General features: G+C 47.1%; 18 protein-coding genes and 1 pseudogene. 14 read left to right on the top strand and 5 right to left on the bottom strand.

What is annotated here, in order from left to right; genetic code table 11:
* Window positions 1–149 precede the first annotated feature (149 nt).
* From MWG26_RS19280 to MWG26_RS19270, 3 genes are all read left to right on the top strand, one after another.
* Window positions 150–1,457, top strand: coding sequence for a putative ABC transporter permease (locus MWG26_RS19280; RefSeq protein WP_025656005.1), 1,308 nt, complete (start codon window positions 150–152; stop codon window positions 1,455–1,457).
* A gap of 67 nt (window positions 1,458–1,524) precedes the next feature.
* Complete coding sequence (locus tag MWG26_RS19275) at window positions 1,525–1,866, top strand: TipAS antibiotic-recognition domain-containing protein (protein ID WP_244062766.1); 342 nt, start codon at window positions 1,525–1,527, stop codon at window positions 1,864–1,866.
* A gap of 237 nt (window positions 1,867–2,103) precedes the next feature.
* Window positions 2,104–2,622: a nitroreductase family protein gene (locus tag MWG26_RS19270; protein ID WP_025656007.1), complete on the top strand. Its 519-nt coding sequence runs from the start codon at window positions 2,104–2,106 to the stop codon at window positions 2,620–2,622.
* A gap of 98 nt (window positions 2,623–2,720) precedes the next feature.
* Here the strand turns inward: MWG26_RS19270 and MWG26_RS19265 are convergent, their stop codons facing one another.
* Complete coding sequence (locus MWG26_RS19265; protein WP_117440599.1) at window positions 2,721–4,136, bottom strand: MATE family efflux transporter; 1,416 nt, start codon at window positions 4,134–4,136, stop codon at window positions 2,721–2,723.
* Window positions 4,137–4,289: 153 nt separating this feature from the next.
* On the opposite strand from MWG26_RS19265, the gene MWG26_RS19260 reads away from it, so the two are divergent.
* The 6 genes from MWG26_RS19260 (at window position 4,290) to MWG26_RS19235 (ending at window position 13,904) form a co-directional block, all read left to right on the top strand.
* A complete protein-coding gene (locus MWG26_RS19260; RefSeq protein WP_025656009.1) occupies window positions 4,290–6,821 on the top strand; it encodes an FAD-dependent oxidoreductase in 2,532 nt (843 codons plus the stop codon).
* Between the two features lie 613 nt (window positions 6,822–7,434).
* Window positions 7,435–8,106, top strand: coding sequence for a response regulator transcription factor (locus MWG26_RS19255; RefSeq protein WP_025656010.1), 672 nt, complete (start codon window positions 7,435–7,437; stop codon window positions 8,104–8,106).
* Window positions 8,107–8,171: 65 nt separating this feature from the next.
* A complete protein-coding gene (locus MWG26_RS19250; protein WP_309295992.1) occupies window positions 8,172–9,095 on the top strand; it encodes a sensor histidine kinase in 924 nt (307 codons plus the stop codon).
* 95 nt (window positions 9,096–9,190) lie between these two features.
* Complete coding sequence (locus MWG26_RS19245; RefSeq protein ID WP_025656012.1) at window positions 9,191–9,898, top strand: ABC transporter ATP-binding protein; 708 nt, start codon at window positions 9,191–9,193, stop codon at window positions 9,896–9,898.
* Window positions 9,895–12,552, top strand: a complete 2,658-nt coding sequence (locus MWG26_RS19240) for an ABC transporter permease (RefSeq protein ID WP_025656013.1) — start codon at window positions 9,895–9,897, stop codon at window positions 12,550–12,552. The genes MWG26_RS19245 and MWG26_RS19240 overlap by 4 nt, the downstream gene beginning before the upstream one ends.
* Window positions 12,553–13,235: 683 nt before the next feature.
* Window positions 13,236–13,904: a YoaK family protein gene (locus MWG26_RS19235; RefSeq protein ID WP_044926935.1), complete on the top strand. Its 669-nt coding sequence runs from the start codon at window positions 13,236–13,238 to the stop codon at window positions 13,902–13,904.
* Window positions 13,905–14,198: 294 nt separating this feature from the next.
* Here MWG26_RS19235 and asnB read toward each other — a convergent pair whose 3' ends face one another.
* The 3 genes from asnB to MWG26_RS19220 all read right to left on the bottom strand — a co-directional run bounded on the left by asnB (window position 14,199) and on the right by MWG26_RS19220 (window position 17,665).
* Window positions 14,199–16,046, bottom strand: coding sequence for an asparagine synthase (glutamine-hydrolyzing) (asnB, locus tag MWG26_RS19230; protein ID WP_025656015.1), 1,848 nt, complete (start codon window positions 16,044–16,046; stop codon window positions 14,199–14,201).
* 75 nt (window positions 16,047–16,121) lie between these two features.
* A complete protein-coding gene (locus tag MWG26_RS19225; protein WP_025656016.1) occupies window positions 16,122–16,700 on the bottom strand; it encodes a dipicolinate synthase subunit B in 579 nt (192 codons plus the stop codon).
* Window positions 16,701–16,765: 65 nt separating this feature from the next.
* Entirely contained in the window at window positions 16,766–17,665 is a 900-nt protein-coding gene (locus tag MWG26_RS19220) for a dipicolinate synthase subunit DpsA (RefSeq protein ID WP_025656017.1), read from the bottom strand.
* A gap of 397 nt (window positions 17,666–18,062) precedes the next feature.
* Between MWG26_RS19220 and guaA the strand changes: the two genes are divergently transcribed.
* A complete protein-coding gene (gene guaA, locus MWG26_RS19215; RefSeq protein WP_025656018.1) occupies window positions 18,063–19,355 on the top strand; it encodes a glutamine-hydrolyzing GMP synthase in 1,293 nt (430 codons plus the stop codon).
* Between the two features lie 148 nt (window positions 19,356–19,503).
* On the opposite strand, the pseudogene MWG26_RS23100 reads toward guaA, so the two are convergent.
* A pseudogene (locus MWG26_RS23100) lies at window positions 19,504–19,762 on the bottom strand (transposase); the annotation flags it as partial.
* 107 nt (window positions 19,763–19,869) lie between these two features.
* On the opposite strand from MWG26_RS23100, the gene MWG26_RS19205 reads away from it, so the two are divergent.
* The 4 genes from MWG26_RS19205 (at window position 19,870) to MWG26_RS19190 (ending at window position 24,948) form a co-directional block, all read left to right on the top strand.
* Complete coding sequence (locus MWG26_RS19205; protein ID WP_025656019.1) at window positions 19,870–20,178, top strand: hypothetical protein; 309 nt, start codon at window positions 19,870–19,872, stop codon at window positions 20,176–20,178.
* 148 nt (window positions 20,179–20,326) lie between these two features.
* Entirely contained in the window at window positions 20,327–21,499 is a 1,173-nt protein-coding gene (locus MWG26_RS19200; RefSeq protein WP_000195429.1) for an IS256-like element IS256 family transposase, read from the top strand.
* Window positions 21,500–21,604: 105 nt separating this feature from the next.
* On the top strand, window positions 21,605–23,428 hold the full coding sequence (locus MWG26_RS19195) for a sensor histidine kinase (RefSeq protein ID WP_025656020.1): 1,824 nt from the start codon (window positions 21,605–21,607) through the stop codon (window positions 23,426–23,428).
* Window positions 23,425–24,948: a response regulator transcription factor gene (locus MWG26_RS19190; RefSeq protein ID WP_117440600.1), complete on the top strand. Its 1,524-nt coding sequence runs from the start codon at window positions 23,425–23,427 to the stop codon at window positions 24,946–24,948. The genes MWG26_RS19195 and MWG26_RS19190 overlap by 4 nt, the downstream gene beginning before the upstream one ends.
* Window positions 24,949–24,955 lie beyond the last annotated feature (7 nt).

The raw sequence follows: 24,955 nt of genomic DNA, 5'->3' as shown, positions 1-24,955 counted from the left end.
TCGCCTGAAATGATTGATATCCCCAAAGAGTACCCTCTGTACATACTCTTTGGGGATAAATTTTTTATAATCCACTGTAATTCAGAAGACTTTGTGCTACAATGTGTCTCGCAGGCTGAAAATATTTACTGAAAAAGATGGGAGAAATCATGGAATACACAGGATATGAACTGCTCTGGCTGTACGTTATCTATTCCTTTGTGGGATGGTGCGGCGAGGTTGCCGTTGCAGCAGTTAAAAAACATAAGTTTATCAACCGGGGATTTGTGAACGGCCCGCTTTGCCCTATATACGGAGCCGGTGCTGCCGCATTTGCCGTTTTCCTGCCGGAATTGAAGAACCACGTATTCTTTCTGTTTTTGGGCGGACTGATACTGGCCTCCTTCATAGAATATATGACCGGGCGGCTGATGGAAAAGATTTTTCATAAAAAATGGTGGAACTATTCAGAACGGCGTTTCCATATCGAAGGTTATGTGTGCCTGGAAAGCTCCGTACTCTGGGGAATCTGTGCAGTTCTGACTCTCCGGTTTATCAATCCGCTGCTGCTACGGGTTGTATCTCTGGTGCCGGAACTGGCGGGAGTGATTCTTGTTTGGACGGCGGTGATCCTGCTTGCAGTGGACAGTATCGGCTCAGCAATTGCAATTCTGGGGCTGAAGAAAAACAAGCGGATCAGCCAGATCACGGAAGAATTACATAAGACTTCAAAATTTCTGGAAAATGCACTTACACGCCGGATTCAGAACCGTATGCTGAAAGCATTTCCGGATATTGAGCCTGCTGCGGCAACGGCGGAGGAAAAGGAAAGGCCGGAAGTGTTCGCAGAGGGGTGCAGCTTTTACAAGCTGGTTTCCCTGTTCTTTATTGGCGCATTTCTGGGAGACATTGTGGAAACCATCTTCTGCCTGATAACGAGCGGGGAACTGATGAGCCGCAGCAGTGTGGTGTATGGGCCTTTCAGCATCGTATGGGGGCTGGCCTGTGCGATTCTGACACTGATACTTTATAAATACAGAGAGAAAAGCGACAGCTTCATCTTTCTGTTTGGAACTGTCCTGGGCGGGGCCTACGAGTATATCTGCAGTGTATTTACGGAGTTGGTATTTGGAACCGTTTTCTGGGATTACAGTGACTTTGCATTCAATCTGGGCGGGCGGATTAATCTGCTGTACTGTTTCTTCTGGGGGATCGCAGCCGTTATCTGGATGAAGGGAATCTATCCGAAGATTTCGGGGTGGATTGAAAAGATTCCCATGCGCGCCGGAAAGGTGATCTGCAATGTAATGATCGTATTTATGATTGTCAATATGCTGCTTTCGGGTATGGCACTGGGAAGGTACACGGAGAGAAATACCGGAAAAACGGAGAAGTCAGCAGTCGGAGACTTCCTGGATGAGCATTTTCCGGACAGCAGGATGGAAAGAATCTATCCAAATGCGAAAATTACGAAATAGTCAAATATTTAAAGCATCGTTTCTGGAAAGAGCGGGCTCCGAAAAAGCGCAGCAAAATTATCAGAAGATGATTGAATGGTATGGCAGCAAAGACAAAGCAATGGACGAGGTAAAAGATAACCTGCCGGAAGAGGTTTTTAATGCCTATGAGAAAAGAAGCGAAACACTTTATAAAAAACTTGCGGAATTAAAGGGAAAGGATGTAAGCACGTTTGAAGTAAAACAGATTGTAGGGGAGCTGGATTTTGTTTCCAGACAATTGTATCAGATGGACGATGTGAGCGCTATGATGTTGGAATTGGCAGAGATGTATGAGACGGACAAGGGGATGGCCCAATACTATGATACGGCTTATGGAGACGGAACAGCGGAATATTTGTGCAGGGCAATCCGGGCTTTTTACTGCTAAAGAGTGTTGGAAAATTGTAAAAGAAGCAGCTGTCTGTTAAACTAGCCCAAATTATCGGGAGAACTGACGCATATGAGAAGCGTTTAAGATGAGGGGTTACTATTCACGGTCTATGGCCGTGCATAGTAACGACTAGCTCGCTATGCGGGCATATAGGGTTTCATTACAGAAATATAAATGGTACAATGGGGATGGAACCATTTGTGATGTTTAGGAGTGTATGAAGGAGTGATTTGAATGAATGAAACATTGCGGTGCCTGGAGGAACGCAGGAGTATTCGTAAGTATACGGGAGAGCAGGTTCCGGAGAAGATTCTGGAACAGATCCTACAGGCAGGGATGTATGCGCCCACCGGGATGGGACTGCAGTCTCCGGTGATGGTAGTTGTGCAGGATGCGGATATGATCCGAAGGCTTTCTGCTTTGAATGCGGAGGTTATGGGGACAGAAAGCGATCCTTTTTACGGGGCTCCTACGGTGATTGTCGTGCTGGCAGACAGATCCAGGGGAACCTGCGTTGAGGACGGCAGTCTGGTTATTGGGAATCTGCTGAATGCAGCGGCTTCACTTGGAATCGGATCCTGCTGGATTCACCGGGCGAGAGAGGTGTTTGACGGGAAAGAGGGCAGAGAGATTCTGGCAGGCTGGGGCCTGGATCCGGAACGGTATATTGGCGTGGGGCATTGTATTCTGGGATATGCGGCGGAACAGGGGCAGGCGAAGCCGAGGAAGGCTGGCTATGTGATCCGTGCTTAGAAGCCTGGAATCAGGCTCGTATCATGTATACAAGAATGGCTGAAAGATGTATAAGAAAGAACTGGCACAATGGGTAAGGTAAAAACCTCCCAATGTGCTTATCTTGATGTCCGGGAAACCGATTCCTGCTGATGCAGCTTTTTCCATTTCCCCGTCCGGTACTCCATAAATGAGATCATATAATTAGCCGTCCAGCCGATGGGGACTGCCAGCCAGACCATGGAAATGCCGAAAAGAGGAGCCATAGCGGCGGCAAAACAGACCCGGATTCCCAGATTTACCAGGTTAGCAACGGTAAACATTTTCATATCTCCGGCTCCGCGCAGCAAACCGTCTGTGATCATTTTCAGGCCGATCAGGGCATAGAACCAGCCCATAAATCTGAGACAGCGGATGCCGGTATCCAAAGCCAGTGCAGAACCGCCTTCCCCGAGAAACATGGTGATGATCGGACGGTAAAACAACTGCAGCGTGAGGCAGAGCAATACGGCGAATACGGCAACGATCCCATAGGCAGTGTGATAGCCCTTCTGTACCCGGTCGAACCGGCGGGCCCCGATGTTCTGGGCTGTGTAGGGGGACATGGCATTGCCCATTGCGGCCATGGGGACGAAGCACAGGGCCTCGACGCGCATGGCAGCGGAGTATCCGGCCAGGATTTCGGAACCAAAATTGTTGACAACCGACTGTACCAGCATCATGCCGATGGAGACCGTGGACTGCTGAAGGATAGAGGGAAGCGCGATTCTGGTCATTGCCTTCAGTTCCTCTTTGCCGTACGGTACAGTAGGCGCAGCGGGGTATGCCTTCAGTTCTCTCAAAAACAGAATAAAGGCGGTGATTGCAGAGATGCCCTGGGCTATAAGCGTAGCCCATGCGACTCCGGCTACCCCGAGATCCAGGGAATATACCATGTAGATATCCAGAAGAATATTAAAAACAGAGGAGAATATCAACAGGTAGAGCGGAATACGGGAGCGCCCCAGCGCATTGAACATGGAAGACAGCACATTGTACATAAATAAAAAGGGAAGCCCTAGAAAATAGATATTCAGGTATTCTGCGGCCTGTCCCATGATATTGGACGGCGTGTTCAAAAACAGCATGATTGCGCTGCTCTGCCATAAGCCGAAAGCGCCCAGCAGGATGCTCAGGCCAAGAAATGTGAGCAGTGCGGTGGATATAGAGCGTTTCATCTTCGTATAATCCCGGGAACCGAAGAGTCGGCTCGTAACAACGGAGGAACCGATGCCGCCGCCGATGGCGATAGAAATGAATACATTGGTCAGTGAATAAGATGCCCCGACTGCAGCCAGGGCATCTTCGCCGACAAACCGTCCGACGACGACCGAATCGGCCATAGTATAAAACTGCTGGAACAGGTTTCCGATCATAATAGGAAAGGCAAAGACAAGAAGTGCCTTTAGTGGCCTTTGGTTTATTAAATATTCTTTATTCATGAGTGTGGCACCTTTCAGTAATAAAATCAGTAAAATTAGTATTGCTAAGTTCATAAAGATTATAAGTATATTTTAGTGACAGTTCGAGCGTGCCTGAACTGTTACATATTTTAAACGTTTATCCGGAAATCATGTTATAAGGTTTAAGAAAATGATTTCTGTGGTATTATAAGAAAAAGACATTTGTTTCCTGAAAGGAGATGTGCAATGAAAAGCCTGAAATTAAGAGAAGGATTTTACTGGACCGGAATTGTGGATGATTCCCTGCGTGTATTTGACATTATTATGTATACGGAGTTTGGAACTACATACAATTCGTATGTATTAAAGGCCGGGGATAAGACAATTTTGTTCGAGACAGCTAAAGAGAAATTTTGGGATGATTACCTGGAAAAACTGGAAGAAGTGACTACGGTCAGTGAGATTGATTATCTGGTCGTAAGTCATACGGAGCCGGATCACGCGGGAAGCGTAGAGCGGCTTCTGGATATGTGTCCGCATCTGAAAATTATTTCTACCGGGACTGCAAACGGTTTTTTGAAAGAGATCGTGAACCGGGATTTTACGGGAATTGTGGTTAAAGACGGGCAGAGTATGCGGATTGGGAATAAGACTCTGTATTTTATGGCTGTGCCGAACCTGCACTGGCCGGATACGATGTACACTTACATTGAGGAGGAGCAGATCCTCGTAACCTGTGATTCTTTTGGCTCTCATTATGGATTTCATGATGTGCTGCTGAGCAGAGTGGAGAATTGGGAGGATTATGAAAAGGCTACGAAGTATTATTTTGACTGTATCATCGGCCCCTTTAAGTCCTATATGATCAAGGCGTTGGAGCGGGTGCGTCAGTTGGATATTACGATGATATGTACCGGTCACGGGCCGGTTTTGGATACAAAGCTGGAGCAGATCTACCAATGGTATGAGAAATGGTGTGACGTCCGCAATCCTAATCAGAAGAAAACCGTTATTATCGCCTATGTCAGTGCTTACGGATATACAAAAGAGCTGGCAGAGAACATTGCGGAAGGGATCCGGGAATGCGGGGATATTGATATCCGCCTTTATGATATGGTAGAGGCAGACCCGGGCAAAGCCGTGGAGGAACTGGGATTCGCAGACGGGATTCTGTTCGGGACGCCTACGATTGTGGGGGAGGCGCTGAAACCGATCTGGGATCTGACGCTGGCTATGACGCCGGTTACCCATGGCGGCAAGCTTGCAGGCGTATTCGGCAGTTACGGATGGAGCGGCGAAGGCGTTCCCCATATAGAAGAGCGCCTCAAACAGCTGCGGATGCAGGTGGTGGAAGGGTATCAGGTTCGTTTCAGACCGGATCAGGCGGACAGACAGGACGCCTTTGATTTTGGATATAATTTTGGGTGTATCCTTCTGGACAGACCAAATACAAAGAAGAAAACCGCAGAGAGCGGCCTTGTAAAATGCCTTGTCTGCGGAGAGATATTCGATGCCTCACTGGAGATCTGCCCGGTCTGCGGGGTGGGGAAGGAAAACTTTGTTCCCGTGGAAGTGGAGGAGAGCTCTTACCGAAAAGATACGGAAGACTTCTATCTGATTCTGGGAAATGGCGCGGCGGGTTATCAGGCGGCAAAAGCCATCCGTGACCGGGACAAGACGGCTTCCGTTGTGATGATTTCTGATGAACCTTACCGCTCTTACAACCGGCCCATGCTGACAAAGTCTATCATGGCGGAATTAGATGAGGATCAGATTGCCATTCAGGATGAAAGATGGTATCAGGAACAGAGAATCGTTCAGGTTCTGGGTAAAAAAGTGGCTTCCGTGGATACAAAAGAGAAAGAGGTATCACTGGAGGATGGAACACGCCTGAAATATACAAAGCTGATTTATGCTCTGGGCGGGGAGTGCTTTATCCCTCCGATTCCCGGCAGTGACAAGGAAGCAGTCGTAGCTATCCGGAGACTGAAGGATACGAGGAAGATTGCCGATCTTCTTCCTAAGGTTAAAAATGTCGTTGTCATTGGCGGCGGCGTACTGGGATTGGAAGCCGCCTGGGAGATGAAGAAGGCAAAGTGCAGAGTTACGGTACTGGAGATCGCGCCTGTTCTGATGGGGCGTCAGCTGGATGCTTCAGCGGGAGAGTTGTTAAAAGATATTGGCGGAGAGTGTGGAATTAATATCAGGACCGGCGTACAGCCAGAGGAGATTCTGGGAGAAGAGCGTGTAACTGCAGTCCGGCTGAACGGCGGGGAGGAAATCCCTGCGGATATGGTTATCATCTCCAGCGGAGTCCGCGCCAATATCGGGCTGGCTGAACAGATGGGGCTGGAGACGGATCGCGGCGTGGTGGTGAACGGCAGAATGGAAACCAGTATGGCGGATGTATATGCATGCGGTGACTGTGCGCAATACCAGAACGTCAATTATGCAATCTGGCCGGAAGCCGTGGAACAGGGGAAAGTGGCAGGCGCCAATGCGGCAGGGGAAGAAGTTGAGTATGAGCAGGTGCCGGCGGCGCTTACATTTAACGGGATGAATACCGCGCTTTATGCGGTGGGAGATACGGGGAAGAACCCGAATCTTGTGTATAAGACGGTGGAATTTAAGGATATGGGGAGAAAACAGTATAAGAAGTATTACTTCCTTAATAATAGACTTTGCGGAGTTATCCTGATCGGGGACGTGGCTGAGATGGGAAAAATGGGGGAGGCAGTTGAGAAGAGAATGGCTTATGGGGAGGTTATGAAGGGATAAGGGATCCGCGGTTTTGGCGGACAGACGGGAAGCAGCCTTCGGGTACACATGCCGGAAGGAAATGCGGCCGTTTATTAACGAATTCTAGGAAGCAGACAGGCGGGAAAAAGGGGAGACACCGTGATTCGGAATCACGGTGTCTCCCCTTTTTCCCGCCTGTCTGCTTCAAGAATTCGTAAATGCACTCTGAGCATTCTCTTCCGGCATGTGTACCCGAAGGCTGCTTCCCGTCTGTCCGCCAAAACCGCTGGGCGCATCCGGGCGGGAGGAAGGGCGTGGTTTTCTCGGGAGTGAATGAAACGAGGGAGGCTGATTGGGCTGGAAAGGAGGGCATTTGCGAGGCAAGGCGGATTTAGTTGGATGTGCGGAAATTTGTGGGAAGGTGAAGTAAGTTGGATTGGTAGGTATTATTGGGGGAGGCGGATTTAGTTGGATTGGAAGTATAAGTAGTAAGGGAGAATTTGTTGTAGGAGTACGTGTGGGAATGGTATTGCTGGAATGGATTTACAGTAGTTTTTTACTATGATAGAATATTAAAATGAGATATGGTCAGCAGGGGGATTTTTTGTGTGGATGTTGGTGACTGCTGGGATTGTGAAGTGAGGGATTGAGTATGGCTTGTTTGTTGATTGTTGAGGACGATGTTGATTTGGGGGAAGGGATTGGGTTTGCTTTTTCGGCGGACGGGTATGTCGCGGACTTGGCGGTTTGTATCCGGGACGGGCGGCGGATGCTGGCTGGGGGCGGGTATGACTGTGTTATTTTGGATTGTAATTTGCCGGATGGAAGTGGGTTTGATTTTTGCAGGGAGATTCGGGCGGAGAGTGATGTGCCTGTATTGATGCTGACGGCCAGGGATACGGAGCTGGATGAGGTGATGGCTCTGGAGCTGGGGGTGGATGATTTTATGACGAAGCCTTTTTCAGTTGCGGTTCTGAAAGCAAGGGTGAAACGGCTGGTTATGCGGCGGGATGGGGGACAGGCTGTCCAGTCTAATGGGATACGGGTTGATCTGCGGGAGTGCAGGGTTTTTCGGGATGGTGGGGAAGTTCTGCTGAGTAAGGTGGAGTATAAGCTGCTGTTGTTTTTTCTGGAAAACCGGAATCAGGTTTTGTCTAAGGAACAGATTTTGGAATATGTCTGGGACAGTTCCGGACGGTTTGTGGATGAGAATACGGTTTCTGTGAATATTCGGAGGCTGCGTGCTAAGATTGAGGAGAACCCCGATTCCCCTGGCTGTATTAAGACGGTGCATGGGCTGGGATACATATGGAAAGAGAGCTAGTACATCGGATAATAATGAGTGACTGATCATGCATATGAGGGTGGATTGAAACAGGGCGGTAGAGAATGATGGAATGGTTGTGGATGGGCATTTTTGGCGGGCTGGCTCTTGTTTTCGCCGGAGCAGCGCTGTGGTTTAAGTGGAAGAAACAGAGACTTTACCAGGAAGTTGACCGGATGATGGACCGGATTCTGGATAATAAAAGGATTGAGCAGACGGATTTGAGTGAGGGCGAGGTGTCTGCGCTTGCGGGGAAGGCGAGGCGTATCCAGGAAAAACTGGAGGCTGAGGTGGGCAGCGCCCAGAGAGAGAAGGAGCAGGTAAAGAGTTTGATTTCCAATATGTCTCATCAGCTGAAGACTCCTCTTGCAAACATTATGATGTATGAGGAAATTCTGGAGGATGGATCGCTTCCACGGGAGGAACAGGAGAATTTCCTTGGTAAGATGAAGAAGCAGTCGGTAAAGGTGGAGTGGATTCTGAATTCTCTGTTTAAGATGGTGAAGCTGGAGCAGAATGTGATTGTATTTGAGGCGGAGGGGGCACTGATACGCCGGACGCTGCTTGACGCGGTGAATCTGGTTTACGAGAAGGCACAACGTAAGGGGATTGAGATAGAGACCGAATATTTTCCGGACTGTCTCCTGTATCATAATCCCAAATGGACTACAGAGGTTTTTGCCAATATTCTGGAGAATGCCGTAAAGTATACGCCGGAGTCAGGGCGTATTACGATCGGGATGAGGCGGTATGAGATGTATTCGGAGATCTGGTTTCAGGATACAGGGATGGGAATCACGAAAGAGGAGCTGACAAAGATTTTTCAACGCTTTTACCGGAGCAAGGATGCGGAAAATATGGATGGGTCCGGGATTGGCCTCTATCTGTCCAAGCTGATTCTGGAAAAGGAGAAAGGATATATGAACGTGGCTTCTGAGCATGGGAAGGGAAGCTGCTTTTCTGTTTTCTTACAGAACTGTGGAAATTGATTTCTGACAGTTTTGTAAGAATTTCTTTTTTATTTGTAGGATGTATGTAAGCACGTCCTGATAAAATCAGAATGAACAGGAAAGGAGTGTTTGGGATGAAGATTTTAGACATACAGCATGTAGATAAGGTATATGGCTCCCGGGATATCCCGGTCCGGGCGTTGTCCGACGTGAGTTTCTCTGCGGAACAGGGCGAGTTCGCGGCAATTGTGGGGGCAAGCGGGAGCGGGAAAAGCACCCTGCTGAACCTGATCGGAGGGCTTGATATACCTACAAAGGGGAAAGTGATCATACGGGACCACGATATAGCAGAGCTGAAGCGGAAAGAGCTGACGATTTTCCGGCGCCGCAATATCGGATTCGTTTTCCAGAATTACAGTCTGATGCCGGTGCTTAACGTATACGATAACGTGGCTCTTCCGGTCACTTTTGACAAAGGAAAATATATGGATCACGCTTATATAGAGGATCTGCTGAAAGAGCTGGGACTTTGGGAGAAGAGAAAGAGCTACCCCAATGAACTGTCCGGCGGCCAGCAGCAGAGGGCGGCCCTTGCCAGGGCGCTGGCGAATAAACCAGCCATCATACTGGCGGATGAACCCACCGGTAATCTGGATTCCCGTACGGCTATCGAAGTGATGGGGCTTTTAAAGTCCAGCAGCAAAACGTATAACCAGACAATTTTAATGGTGACACACAACGAAGCGCTTGCTCAGACCTGTGACAGGCTGATACGTATCGAGGACGGACGGCTGTATGACGGCGAAAGAGAATTTTACGCAAAAGGCGGTGAGATGCATTGAAAAATACCATCCGGCTGGCTTTTGCCTATTTAAAATATTACAAAAAACAAACGCTGTCTTTGTTTCTGGGGATTCTTCTTTCTGCGTCCATACTTACCGGTATAGGCTCTCTGATGGGGAGCGGGAGAAATGCCACGCTTGAAAATGCCAGAGGCAAGGCAGGAGACTGGCATTATTATGTGCGCTGCGATTTCCCATGGTTCAGGGAATTTCAGGGGCATACCGAGGGAAAGGGATACAAAGTTGAGAAGTTTGGGGTTCTGACGATCCGGAAAGTCCTGGAAGAGCCCTACGAGATTACCATGGCATATGCAGACTCAGGTTATCTGGATATCATGGGCCGCAGGCTGGAACAGGGACACTATCCACAGCAGGAAAATGAAGTGGCAATGGATACCTACACGCTCAGAAATCTGGATATTCCGGCGCAGATAGGAAGCCGGATGAAGCTGGACAATGAAGAATTTACCTTGTGCGGCATCATTTCCAGCATGCCGGATGCGGACAGCATGCAAGTGCTGGTTGACAAGGATCTTGATTACGGGACAAATGGAGATTTTCTTTATATAAAGTTTGATGAGTCCCGCAAGGTGTATAAGCAGGCTGCAAGAATGGCAGATACATTTGGAATTGAAAAATCCGGTTTGAAAAGAAATAATCAAATGCTCAAGTATCTGGGCGGAGAGGGCGGCACGTCTGTGCTGAATACGATTAAGACGGGGGTCACGGTGAAGGGGACCGGTCTGCCTTATATCTGGTACATGCTGAATGAAAACTGGAATCTTACCGAAAAGGTCGTTATGGCTGCACTGGGGCTGTTCAGCATTTTTATCATGTACAGCTTGTTCCAGGTATCTGTTATCCGAAGAATGTCCCAGTACAGCATTCTCCAGACCGTGGGAATGGGGGAGAAGAGTACATTCGGTATTCTTGCGGCAGAATTATTTATGATTTTTCTGCCCGGGTATCCGTTGGGCTGTATCCTGGGAAATGCTGCCGCTTCACTGATCTATAGAGCCCAGGGGCAGATTTTTGTGTATCCGGAAGACTTTATTGTACACCAGAGCGGAGATACCAGACAGACAGCCGTGAGCCTGCCTGCCCCCGGAACATTTTATATATCCGAAGATGTCATTGCGGGAGGAGCGGTATTCTTCCTTATTCTAATCTTTCTGATCAGTTTCATACTGGTGCGTAGAATGCACAAACTGACGCTTAGGGAGCTGCTTGCCAAAGAGGGCGGGAAGAAAAGAAAGAACCGAAAAATATACAGCATAAAGCTTTCAAATCTCACAGGGGTTCTAACAAAAAAGTTTATGTTTGCAAGAAAAGGGGCGTTTCTGGGAATTCTGTTCTCTCTGTCCGCAGGAGGCCTGCTTTTTCTGGGGGCGGCATATGTATCTGAAAATACCAGAATTAATAATGAACTGACCTTCAAGGCTGACGACGGCCTGGGTTCAGATATCCAGATCTATGTAGATTCGGATGCATTAGGGACGGTCATCCCCGAGCGGACGGTTCAGGATCTGAAACAGATACAGGGAATCAAAAGCATGAACGCAGTCAGGTATATGCTGGGGGAAGTGCCATTCCTGGATGGGGCATTTAAATGGAATTCCTATTATCCCGAAACTGCGGACAGTGGGGATATCAAACCAGATCCGGTACTGATGGAGAAGTACAATGGCGTAGCTGTGCAGATCGGAGAGAATGATTATCTGCTGAAAGCAAATATATACGGGTATGACGATGAGCTCCTTCAAGGTCTGAACGAGTATCTTCTGGAGGGAGAAATTGATCCGGACAGGATGCGTGCAGAGAACAGTATGATATTCAAGACCATCATGGACGGGCAGGGGAATTATGACGGAATCGAGATCAAAGCAGGGGATAAGATCACTCTGAAAACGCCTGCAAGTCCAGAAGCTGCCCAGGAAGTGCTGCGTTTTAAGTCAGAGGAGTCTTGGTACAGACAGTCTGACTTCCATGCAGCCGCGATAGCAAGCCGGCCGCTGGCAAAGGTGGATACATTTATAGAGGATGACGGCAGGGACCGGGTTGATATCATCATGACAAATGAGCAGATGGAGAAGAATTTTGGAGTCAGCGGTTACCGGACAATCAGCATCAGCCTGAAAGAAGGGGCAGACGCCTCGAAAGTATCTGACGAGATACGCAAGGCAGTGTTAGGAATTAAGAAATGTGTTGTAAAAGATTACACGGAACAGATCAAACAAGAGAACCAGTACCTTGCTCAGAAAATGCTGTTTTTCTACGGTGTGGGAGCGATTCTTCTGGTAATCAGTTTTCTCCACATCCTGAACAGTATGCAGTATCTGGTGGCTGCAAGAAGGCACGAATTCGGCATCCTGCGGGCCATGGGTATCACAGATGCGGGATTCCGGAAAATGCTGGTAAAAGAGGGCGTGAGATACGGCCTGTATTCCAGCCTTGTCATGGTGGTGATGTACCTGATCTTACAGAAAATCCTGTATTACTTTATGGTTCATGTGTATCTGTACCTGCATCCTAAGGCAGGCATGTCCCCGCTGACTGTTCTGCTGATGGCAGCGGTCAATATCCTGATCTGTATCGTAGCAGTACTCATCTCGGGACAATCTGTACTAAAAGAACAGATCATCGAAGAAATTTAGGGAACGAGTTTTAATCTTGGGCGCGGATGGGGTGGACGCTTACCGTGAGCCGGGACGGACTGTGAAAAACACCTGTCCTGTTGGAAATACAGCCGCTGCGCCAAGCAGCAGTAAGAGGAAATCCGCAAAATCAGCCTGAACCGAACACATTCACCGTTTAATCTGATGATTAAACGCCTCAGGTGTTCTAAAAAGCTGCTTTGGAAGCAGCTTTTTTCAGGCTGATTTCGCGGATTTCCTCTTACTGCCGCTATGCTCGCTAAAAGCATTTCCAACAGGACAGGTGTTTTTCACAGTCCGTCCCGGCTCACGGTAAGCTAGGTTCATCCGCCGATAGGAAGGAACTCTTTCCCCGGTTGGATTCCAGACCGGGGCAGCGGATGGAATAGAATTGGCGTAACTTTTATATCCCCAGTAGGTTGAAAAAGAGTTTTTTCGCTATATTAAAAATAGTAAACCTCTTTTCGGCAAGCGGCACGAAATCCATTTTTGTAGATGAACGACTACGCGTCGCCAGTGCACATCCGTTGCTTCGGTCTGAGATCCCAACCGGGAAATGAGATTTTACTTCTGGCGCCCCGCCCCCGATATTCCAAATCTTGTATCCTAAATCTCTTTACTTTGGGGGAGAAGGTCGTATAATGGTGGAGGATATGATTTTATTTACGCTGGAGGTTAGACGGATGATTAAGTTAAAAGCAAAGCAGCAGATGTCGGAATCTATGGTGCTGGCGGTATTACTGACGCTGGCGGGAGGGTTTCAGGATGCATATTCATACAACTGCAGAGGGAAGGTGTTCGCCAATGCCCAGACAGGGAATATTGTATTGCTGGGGCAGAATCTGGCCCAGGGAAACTGGGGGACGGCACTGCATTATCTGATGCCGCTGGCTGCTTTTATCAGCGGAGTATATGTGACGGAATGGGTACACCATTTATATAAAGATTATCAGAGAATACACTGGCGGCAGATTGTCCTTATTGTGGAGGTGATATTGCTTGCCGTGGTGGGGATTCTGCCGCATTCTTTTGATGTACTGGCTAATGTACTGATGTCTTTTGCCTGTGCCATGCAGGTGAACAGTTTCCGTAAATTCAGGGGAATTCCCTGTGCTACTACCATGTGTATCGGCAATATGCGAAGTGCCACAGAAATGCTCTGTAAGTATCATATTACAAAAGATATTACGCTGAGAAAGAAAAGTATGCATTATTACTTTGTGATATTGATCTTTGCGGTTGGTGCCGCGGCCGGGGCGGTTATGAGCAGGGCTATTGGGCTGCATTCTATATGGATAGCCGGGGCTCTGCTGGCGGGGGGATTTGTACTTATGTTTGTCAGGGAAGAATGAGAGTGAACCGCCTGTTTAGCAAGGAGTGTTATCTTGAAAGCAGATAAGACTCCCACCTCTATAGGCAGCGGGTAAGTAATAATTTTGTCTTGGCGGGAGTCCAATATCCTTCCAAAATAAAGCCGCCGGCGGATGGAGGAGACGTGCTGAGGTATTGTGTCATGCGGAGCATGACGCGCGTCTCGCCGCAAGTACGCCGAGGCGTACTTGAATTTCGGCATAAAAAACAGGAGACAACGGTAAGGTCTCCTGTCTTATTTATGCGCTATTATTTCCCGGTGCGCCTACTCTTTTTTAGAATCGAATTTTATAATGTGCGAGCCAGTAGTTGACCTGGAGCATGTAGGCCAACATCTGGGGACCGGCCATGAGCTGTCCGTACCAGGGCTTCCCATAGTCGGACGGGCTGTTTACAAATGCATAGACTTTCTTAGTATCCAGCAAGCTGTGGATTGGCGCATTGGGATCGGCCAGAACTTCTTTCAGCTGGTCACCAAGCAGTTTTTCGTATGCGGGATCGTATGTCTTCGGATAGGGGCTTTTTTTCCTCCAGAGGATTTCGCTGGGGAGAAGCCCTTCTCCCGCGTGCCGAAGCAGACCTTTTACAATGCCGTCGGGGCATTTCATCTGCCAGGGTACATTGAAGATATACTCTACGATCCGGTGATCCGCCAGGGGAACCCTTGCCTCCAGACCGTTATACATGCTGGTGCGGTCCATCCGGTCGAGCAGTGTTACCATGAACCAGCGCAGATTGAGCCAGGCGATCTCACGGCGTCTTTTTTCCTCAGGGGTGTCCCCGGGGAGGCGTGGTGTTTCCTGTATTGTTTTCTCGTATGCTTCTCGGGCATATTCTTCCATGCGCAGATCCCGGATCAGGCAGTCATCCAAAAGAGTCTGTCTTGGTTCCATGCTGCGGGACCAGGGGAAGGCAGCGGTTTCAAAGGCTTCCCGGCTGTGGAACCAGGGATAGCCGCCAAAGATTTCGTCTGCGCATTCACCGGTCAGGGTGACTTTGTTGTAGTCCTTCACCTGGGAGCAGAAGTACAGCATGGAGGATTCCACATCCGCCATGCAGGGAAGATCCCTTGCATCCACGGCTTTGTACAGGCAGTCCAGCTGATCCTGATTGGAGCATTCCAGGTACCGGTGGTTCGTACCGGCATATTCCACCATTTTATCTACGTAGGGCCGGTCCTGGCTGGGTTGGAAGGAATTGGAACGAAAGTAGCGGTTATTATCCACAAAGTCAAAGGAAAAGGTATTTAATACTTTCCCCTGTTTTTTCAGCTCCCTGGCACAAATCGCGGTCACAAGGCTGCTGTCCACGCCGCCGGACAGGAAGGTGCTGATGGGGATGTCGGAAAGCATCTGTTTTTTGACCGCATCCTCCACAAGCCACGCAGTCTTCTCGATCGTTTTTTCCATGGAATCTTCATGGGGACGGCTCTCCAGCATCCAATAGAACTCCTCCGTACAGGAGGTCCGGTCAAATGTGATGCACTGGCCCGGCAGAACTTCCAGGATATCTTTGAAAACGCCCTTGCCGTATGTTTTGGCAGGCCCCAGGGCAAAGATCTCACAGAGTCCGGCGCGGTCCAATACCGGATCTACGCCGGGATAAGCAAACAGCCCTTTGATTTCCGAGGAAAATACAAGGGTTTCCCCGGTCATGGTGTAAAACAGCGGTTTGACGCCCAGCCTGTCACGGAACAGACAGAGTTCACCGGGAACTGAATCCCACAGTGCGATAGCGAAGATGCCGTTCAGTTTCTTGATATAATCTTTTCCATGGAGCATATACCCTGTCAGGATGACTTCTGTGTCGCTGGACGTACAGAAATCAGCTCCCTCCAGGATCAGTTCCGCTTTCAGCTCCGCCATATTGTAGATCTCACCGTTAAATACAATCGCACATTCACGGTTCTGTGACCTGCGGATCATGGGCTGATGCCCCGTTGCCAGGTCGATGATCTCGAGCCTTACATGTGCCAGCCCGCACAGAGAGCTCAGATAAGTACCCTCATCGTCGGGCCCCCTGCGTTTCTGCGCGCGGTTCATATCCTCCAGAATATGTTTCCACTTTGGTTCATTCGCTTTGTAATCCATGTAAGGGTTAAAAAATCCGGCAATTCCACACATTTTTTCTTCTCCTTTTTCATATAAATGTCATATCTTCTTCCAGACTTTTCAGAATCATGACGAAGCGTCTTAGGCTTAAAGGATGACAGGCTGATACTGACGTCCTTCCAAAGCGGCTTCCAGTGCAGGAATCAGAAACTCGGTGTGTGCAATCATGGAGTTGGGCTTTTTCTGTGGATTATCCTGGCCAAACGGGATGAAATAGATATTTTTGGCGTTTAATAACAGGCCGATATTTTTCATGTTCATGCCAAGGGCATCGTTGGTGGAAATGGAGATGAGAAGCGGTTTGTTATTTCTGAGGTGGGCCTTTGCCGCCATCAGGGCTGGTGTATCGGTGATGCCGTTCGCCAGCTTGGCAATCGTGTTGCCGGTACAGGGGAATAGTACGAGGATATCCAGCAGACTGCCGGGGCCGATCGGCTCTGCTTCGGATATGGTCATCATGGGGCGGACACCCGTGATGTCCTCGGCTCTTTTTAGAAAATTTTCCGCACTGCCAAAGCGGCTGTCAATGGTGCCGGAAGCGTCTGAAAAAATAGTCTGGACCAGAGCTCCTTCGTCTACAAGATTCTGAATTCCTTCAAATGCTTTTTCATAGGTACAGAATGAGCCCGTCAGGGCCACTCCAATTGTTTTTCCTTCTAAAGACATATTTAATCACTCCTTATGAATTTGAGACGTATTCGTTACTATGCGCGGCCTCTAGGCCGTGAATATTAACACGTATTCTCCTGAGAGAGCAGGGATTCGATGGTTTCCTTTACCGCCTTCGCTGAGGAGGAAGGGGCATATTTCCCGGGCAGCCCAAGGCACAGAGCGGCCGTGATTCCCAGCCTCTGCGCCTCTGCAAAGTCGACTCCGCCGGGGGCGGACGCAATGTCTATGATCGTGGCGGAACTTTTCACATTTTCCAGTACTTCCGCCGTAACAATCAAAGCGGGAACCGTGTTAAAAATAAAATCAAAGTTCCCGATGTGTTTCAAAAGAGCATCCAGGGGCATCGCAGTATCGGCGGCAACAGCAGCCTGGGCACATTCCTGTTCATCAATAGAAAAGACAAAGACGCGGCAGCACAGGGCTTTTAAATATTGGACAAGTGTACGGCCGCATTTTCCATATCCAAGGACCGCGCAACTGCTCTGGCGGAGATTATGCGGGCTTCTGGAAATAGCCTCGCACAAAGCGCCCTCCGCTGTGGCTATCGTGTTGTAGTAAGCAAGGGAACTGTGTTCCATCAGATCATGGACAGAAACGCCCTTTTCCAGCGCCGCATTTTTAAAAGATTCCGGAATACAGCCGGAAAAGAAATGGCAGCCGGAGTTCAGAGAGGAGAGCAGAGCATCCAGATGCAGGCAGCCCTCCAGCGCATTCTGGCTGATATCACGACCGTTTTTACTGAGCGGAATGGGACCAATGACGCAGCGGGATCCGGCACAGGCCTCCCGAAGTCCGGAAACCGCGTTTACAACGGAGGCATCGGAGTACCTGCGCTCGTCGGGCGCGGCCATGAGGGCATAGCAGCATACACGGTTCTGATGGTGGGCCAGTTCTTCCGCCAGATATACCTGCCGCATATCTCCTCCAATGACCGCATAATCGTATTGGGGATATTCCATTGTGAAACTCCTGACAAAATACAATTTTAATTATTATATGCAGAGAGAAAAATATGTGTTATTTCTATTTCTTAGATGGAAAATAAAGACGGGTTCAGTTATAATAAAAAATAGTAAGGCTCGAAAGGATCTTGCCAACTATTTTTTATGCATCGCACGTAAGCGGCCAAAATACAGCCGCTAAGTGTTCGTAGCTATAAAAAAGTATGGAGCCGTTGGATCAACTTTTGACCTTCTATGATATGAGCGGGAGCCGCATACAGAGCGGACCATGAAACATAGTTTGCATGTATCGCTCATAGAAAAATCAGAAAGAAATAATGTACGAATATATTATGAACCGAAATCCACGGGGAATCCGATTTGGGTTCATGGTATAAGAAAGAGAGGAAAACAAATGAAACAGGACATGATTGTTATTCTGGATCTGGGAAGTACCAACAATACCGTGCTTGCCCGTCAAATCCGCAGCCTTGGCGTATACAGTGAGATTCACCCTCACGACATCACCGTGGACGAGCTGAATGCACTGGACAATGTAAAAGGAATTATATTAAACGGCGGTGAGAACCGCATTGTCGACGGACAGGCAGTCGATGTCAGCCCGGCATTATACGAGTGCGGATATCCGGTGATTTCCGTAGACCATCCGACCGCAAAATGTGAGAAGCAGTATGATCAGTTTCCGGATGACGAGACCATGAAGGAATTTATCTTCGGCCAGTGCAAAGCAGAAGCAAACTGGAATATGAAGAACTTTATTGAGGATCAGGTGGAGCTTGTGAAGCGCCAGGTCGGGGATAAGAAAGTCCTCCTTGCTCTTTCCGGCGGTGTTGACTCTTCTGTAGTAGCGGCGCTTTTGATCAAAGCGATCGGGCAGCAGCTGGTATGCGTGCATGTAAACCATGGACTGATGCGGAAGAATGAGTCTGAGAGTGTTGTGGAAGTCTTCCGGAATCAGCTTCATGCGAACCTGATCTATGTGGATGCAACGGATCGGTTCCTGGATAAGCTGGCAGGAGTCGCAGATCCGGAGGAGAAGAGAAAGATTATTGGCGGGGAATTCATCCGTGTATTTGAAGAGGAAGCACGGAAACTGGATGGGATTAAGTTCCTGGGACAGGGCACAATCTATCCGGATATTATTGAGAGCGGAACGAAAACGGCTAAGATGGTAAAATCTCATCACAATGTGGGCGGATTGCCGGAGGACCTGCAGTTTGCTCTTGTCGAGCCTCTGAAACAGTTGTTTAAAGATGAAGTGCGCGCATGCGGTATTGAACTGGGACTGCCGGAGAGTATGGTATACCGCCAGCCATTCCCGGGGCCGGGACTTGGTGTGAGGTGTCTGGGCGCTATTACGAGAGATCGGCTGGAGGCGGTCAGGGAGTCGGATGCTATTCTGAGAGAAGAGTTTGAGAAAGCCGGGCTGGATAAGAAGGTTTGGCAGTATTTTACGGTTGTACCGGATTTTAAATCTGTGGGGATGAAGAACCATGAGAGATGCTTTGAGTATATGGTTATACTGAGGGCTATTAATACGATCGATGCTATGACGGCTACGATTGAGAAGGTAGACTGGGATGTGCTGGAGAAGATAACCGAGAGGATATTGGGCGAGGTGGAGAATGTGAATCGGGTTTGCTATGATATGTCTCCTAAGCCGCCGGCTACTATTGAGTTTGAGTAGAGGGTTAAAGGGGCTGTCGGTTAATACCGATTTTTAAGTCCTTTACCAAAGAATAGGAAGATGCCGTGGAATTAGGTGCTTTCCAGCACATAATTTTCCACGGCATATTCTTATTTTTTCTAATGAAGCTTATTTGGGGCCGCAAAAGAATTTTTGTACCGTCAATAAAAGCTCCTTGAGCGTGATGAGTCCTTTCCTTTTTAAGCGACGCAGGAACTGGCAGTTCAGGTCATCCAAGACTTCATCGGTTATTTTTTACCTTTAAAATCATAAAAAGCATCCCGCCTGGGCTTCTGGCCTGCAGTAAGCCAGATAAAAGCAAGGACTCTTTCGCACAATTCAACAATACGGTCAACAGTCCGTATCCCACGCATATTTGCATAGGTAACTACAGCATACATCATAATTGTTATTTCTGATTATGCAGGTATTTTGAGAGACAATGGAAGACTGGATAATATGATGTATGAATATTTTTTCAGACCAATTGAGGAAAGCAAGCTGTTGAATATATATGAGAAGAGAAAGTATTGAAAGCTTTACGGAACAGAAGTTCAGGGTGTTTACAGAAATGAGGCTTAATAAACTAAAACATCAGTTTATTAAAAATATCAGCAGTAACAACGCGTATTTCAGAACCAAACTCTTATGGGAGATCAAGGATGAGTACATAGAAGTATTGCACATTTATAGAAATCGTATTCAGATAGGAACTCCCGGTATAGAAGGATTTACCGATACCTTTGAAAAAACAGGGGGAATGATACTTGGAACACAGCATACAGACGATTTTTTCTTCCATTTAAATTATGCTTGTTTGTAAGAAGTATTTTAAGTATAATAATTTAAATAAAACTCATGTCAGATGCTGATAAAGTCCGTATAATTGTGTAAAAGTAAAAAGGCCATATAACAGTCCTTTTACGGTACAATGTTTTTAACGACAAAAACATACCCAGGAGGACTTTTACATGACCCAAGTACATTTTACACTGAAAAGCGAAGAGATTCAAAGCATTATTGAATATTCTGTAAAGGATGACGTTTCTAAAAATATTTTAACAACGGTATTTAATCAACTAATGGAAAATCAACGAACAGAATATATTCAAGCAAAAGAATATGAACGAACAGAAAACCGACAAAGTCAACGAAATGGCTATTATGAGCGCAGCTTTACGACACGTGTAGGCACGCTAGAATTAAAAGTACCCAGAACACGTGATGGCCATTTTTCACCCACAGTGTTTGAACGTTATCAACGAAACGAAAAAGCCCTCATGGCTTCAATGTTGGAAATGTATGTATCAGGCGTTTCAACTCGTAAAGTATCAAAAATTGTGGAAGAACTTTGTGGTAAATCCGTCTCTAAGTCCTTCGTTTCTAGCTTAACAGAACAGCTAGAACCTATGGTTAACGAGTGGCAGAATCGTTTATTATCAGAAAAAAATTATCCTTACTTAATGACCGATGTACTCTATATAAAAGTACGAGAAGAAAATCGAGTACTCTCAAAAAGCTGTCATATAGCGATTGGAATAACCAAAGATGGCGACCGTGAAATTATCGGCTTCATGATTCAAAGTGGCGAAAGCGAAGAGACCTGGACAACATTTTTTGAATACCTAAAAGAACGCGGTTTACAAGGTACGGAACTCGTTATTTCTGATGCGCACAAAGGATTAGTCTCTGCCATTAGAAAATCCTTCACCAACGTAAGTTGGCAAAGATGCCAAGTTCACTTCCTAAGAAATATCTTTACCACCATTCCTAAAAAAAATTCAAAATCTTTCAGAGAAGCTGTTAAAGGAATTTTTAAGTTCACAGATATTAACTTAGCGCGTGAGGCTAAAAATCGATTGATTCATGATTATATCGATCAACCAAAATATTCAAAAGCTTGCGCATCATTGGATGATGGATTCGAAGACGCCTTTCAATATACCGTACAAGGAAATTCCCACAATCGACTAAAGAGTACCAATCTAATTGAACGACTGAATCAAGAAGTACGCAGAAGAGAAAAGATTATTCGCATCTTCCCCAATCAAACATCAGCCAATCGCTTAATTGGAGCCGTTCTTATGGACCTACATGATGAATGGATTTATTCTTCAAGAAAATACATCAATTTTGATAAGTAGAAATGGTAAAAACATTGTATAGCATTTTACACAGGAGTCTGGACTTGACTCAGATGCTGTTATGATATTTGTCATTTTGTTATTAAAAAGAACCTGGAGATAATAATGAGACGAAAAAAAGGTTTTTTACAATGGTTCAAGAACCAAAAATTAGGCCGGAAGATTTTATATACCTTCATTCTTGCATCGGTCATACCGCTTCTGGTGGCACAGATATTGATGCTCTATGTCATTGTAAACAACATGAAAGAAAAGGTAAACACCCTTATGGTGAACCAGCTTGCCCAGATATCAGAGAGGACGAATCTGACGCTGGATATTTATACAAATCTTGTATATCAGATCTATGCGGATAATCAGATTATAGAGGGAATCAAATCTTATAAGGCAGAAGATTCCGAGGTGAAGGCAAGGATCTGCCGGGAAATTTGTGACAAACTGCAGCAGTACGGAACTTCTGTCTATGGGGTTGAGTGTATTAGCATTATCCTGCCGGACGGGCAGGATATTACATATGATTTTGGTATGGCCTCCGCTGTAGATAATCTCTGGAACAGCTATGAGGATATGACGTCTATAGAACCCTGCCGCCAGGCGCAGGATGCAACGAATATGATCATATCTCCCACCCAGCGTTTTCTGCGGGCGAACCAGGAGGAACGGATCTTCCATATAGCAAAGCAGATGTATGACTTCAAAGATATCCAGCAGGGTCCCATTGCCACTGTGGTGACCAGCGTCAATGAATCTGTCTTAAACGCAGTGTGCGGCAGGGGTCAGACCGAGGACGGTTCAGAGATCTACGCGGTTAATTTCATCACAGACCGAAGCGGCAATGTACTGACATATCCCAACTCATTTTACTCCGGTATAGCCATCAATTCCAATAAGACGATCAAGGATTTTGTGGAAAATACCGGGGAACTGAAGGGCAGGAATATTGCTGTGAACCGTTATGAGGACGAACTGCTCGGATGGATCTTTTATAATGCCTATGATAGGGATTACATGCTGCGTGATGTGACAAAGATCCAGTATCTGACCATTTTCATCGGCGCGCTGCTGTTTGCAGCCTCCATTCTGCTGATACGCTATACGGTAAGGCTGATCGAGAAGTCTACAAGAAACATTGTAGGGGGGATCCAGCAGGTGCAGAACGGCAATCTGGACATCCAGGTGCATGTGGATACAGAGGATGAGATGGGACAGATCGCGGATAACTTTAATACCATGACCGGAAAAGTTAAGAATCTAATTGCCGAGGTGACCGAGATCACACAGAAACAGAAAAACGCTGAGATACGGGCACTGGAGGCTCAGATCAACCCACATTTTCTGTACAATACACTGGACTCTATCAACTGGATGGCGATTGAAAAGGAAGAATATGAAATCAGTAAAATGCTGCGCAACCTCGGTATTATTCTTCGGTACAGCATAAATAAAAGCAATCAGATGGTAACCATCGCAGAGATGGCAGACTGGCTTGAAAAGTATGTCAGTCTTCAGAAAATGCGTTTCAACAATGCTTTTATCTGTGAGGTATATGTGAGCGAAGAGGCGAAAAACATAAGAATCCATAAGCTTCTCATTCAGCCCTTTGTTGAAAATGCGATTCTGCACGGCTTTAAAGGCATTGAGGGAGGCGGAATCCTGCGGGTTGATATCATCATGTCAGAGAACAAAAAAGAACTGGATATTATCATAGAAGACAATGGAAAAGGCATGCCGCCCGGCATGGCAGATATATTTAATGATCCCGAGACAGCAGTCAGAGACGACGGCAGGAGCATTGGCCTGAACAATGCGTTTGCCAGAATGCGGATGTACTACGGTGAGGAGGTTTCATGGGATGTAAAGAGCATACAGGATATGGGGACAATTATTACACTGAAAATACCAATGCAGGATAAGGAGTGGAGCCAATGAGGATCATAATCGTGGAAGATGAAATAAAAATTCGCGAAGGTATGGGGAAACTTATCGAATCGCTGACAGACCATATCGTCCTTGGAGAGGCTTCCAACGGGGAGGAAGGCCTTGACCTGATCCTCCGTTTCAAACCGGATCTGGTGATCACAGATATTCGTATGCCGAAAATGGATGGACTGGAGATGATCCGTCATCTTCACGAACAAAAAATACCGATACATGCAGTGATCCTGAGCGGATATTCCGAATTTGAGTACGCCAAAAAGGCTATAAAGTATGGAGTTGATGATTATTTACTGAAGCCTTTGTCAGTGGATGACGTGGAGGATATGCTGGTAAAGATTGAGGATAGGATCAAAAAAGAGCAGCTTACCCAGGGGACCCCCGAGACGCATCTGAGGAATCTGCTCTACGGGGAAGAGCATGAGGAAGACAATCAGTATGCTATACTGAAGAATGTCTGCGGTCTGGCACAACAGGCTGAATATCTGCTTTTTGCCGGATACACAGGTTCTGCCCCCGCTTCCTATAGGGAATATGCGGAGATAGCGCTGGATGAACTGAAAGAAAAGTACCGTGAGGTGAAGTGGTACGCTTTTTATATGGAAAATCTGCAGAAGTTCTATATTCTGGCCTGCGCAGATGTAGGGTTTCAAAGGCTTTCGGACCTGGAAAAATCTTTTTACAACCGGTTGATCTTCCATTATCAGGATAAGGACGAGCGGGCAATCTGGACCAGACAGGCTTTCAAAAGTCTGAGAGATCTGAAGAAAACGGCACAGGATCTGGATGATCTTATTTCTTCTTCCCTTATATGGGACCAGAAGGGCTGGCTTACCAGGGAGGCTGTGGAAGCATACCAGTCCAGGGCTTTTCTGCCGCCTGCGGATATCTCTACGCGCATACGCAATGCTGTCTGCCAGGGGGATACGGAAAAAGTGAAGGAAGGTGCGGAGGAATTTCTGCGCTATATAAAAACGGGGCATTTTGATGCAGACGATATCCGCAGGGCATTTGTAAAGAATTACTATATGATAGGGGATACCCTGGAGGATATAGACAGGGCTCTCTTTGAACATCTGAAAAGTGCCAACCTGCTCAGAAATATTGAGGCAGCTGTTACATGGCATGAATTAGAGAACGCATACATGGATGTCATTTTGCTCATCACCAGTACCAGGGTAAAGAGGGAGGATATCAGCAATTACGTGATAAAAAAAGCAATCAATTATATCCGGCAGCACTACCAGGAAGGGCTGACGCAGGAGGAAGTTTCCAGGGTACTGGAAATTACGCCGGAATATCTGAGCACCCTTTTTAACAGGGAAATGGGAATCACATTCACCAGTTTTCTGAAGCAGTTCCGTCTGAGCCATGCCAAGCGGTTGTTAAAAGGAACCGACATGAAGATTTATGAGATAGCGAAAGCCACCGGATATAATGATCCCAAATATTTTCAAAGGGTGTTTAAAGAGGAGACCGGCGTATCTCCAGGTGAATACAGGCAGATGAATTAGGAGGAAT

This window comes from Faecalicatena contorta (genome assembly GCF_022835095.1).
Lineage (GTDB): Bacteria > Bacillota > Clostridia > Lachnospirales > Lachnospiraceae > Faecalicatena > Faecalicatena contorta.
Note: the sequence above shows the minus strand (reverse complement) of the source record. Positions and strands in the feature narration are given on the sequence as shown.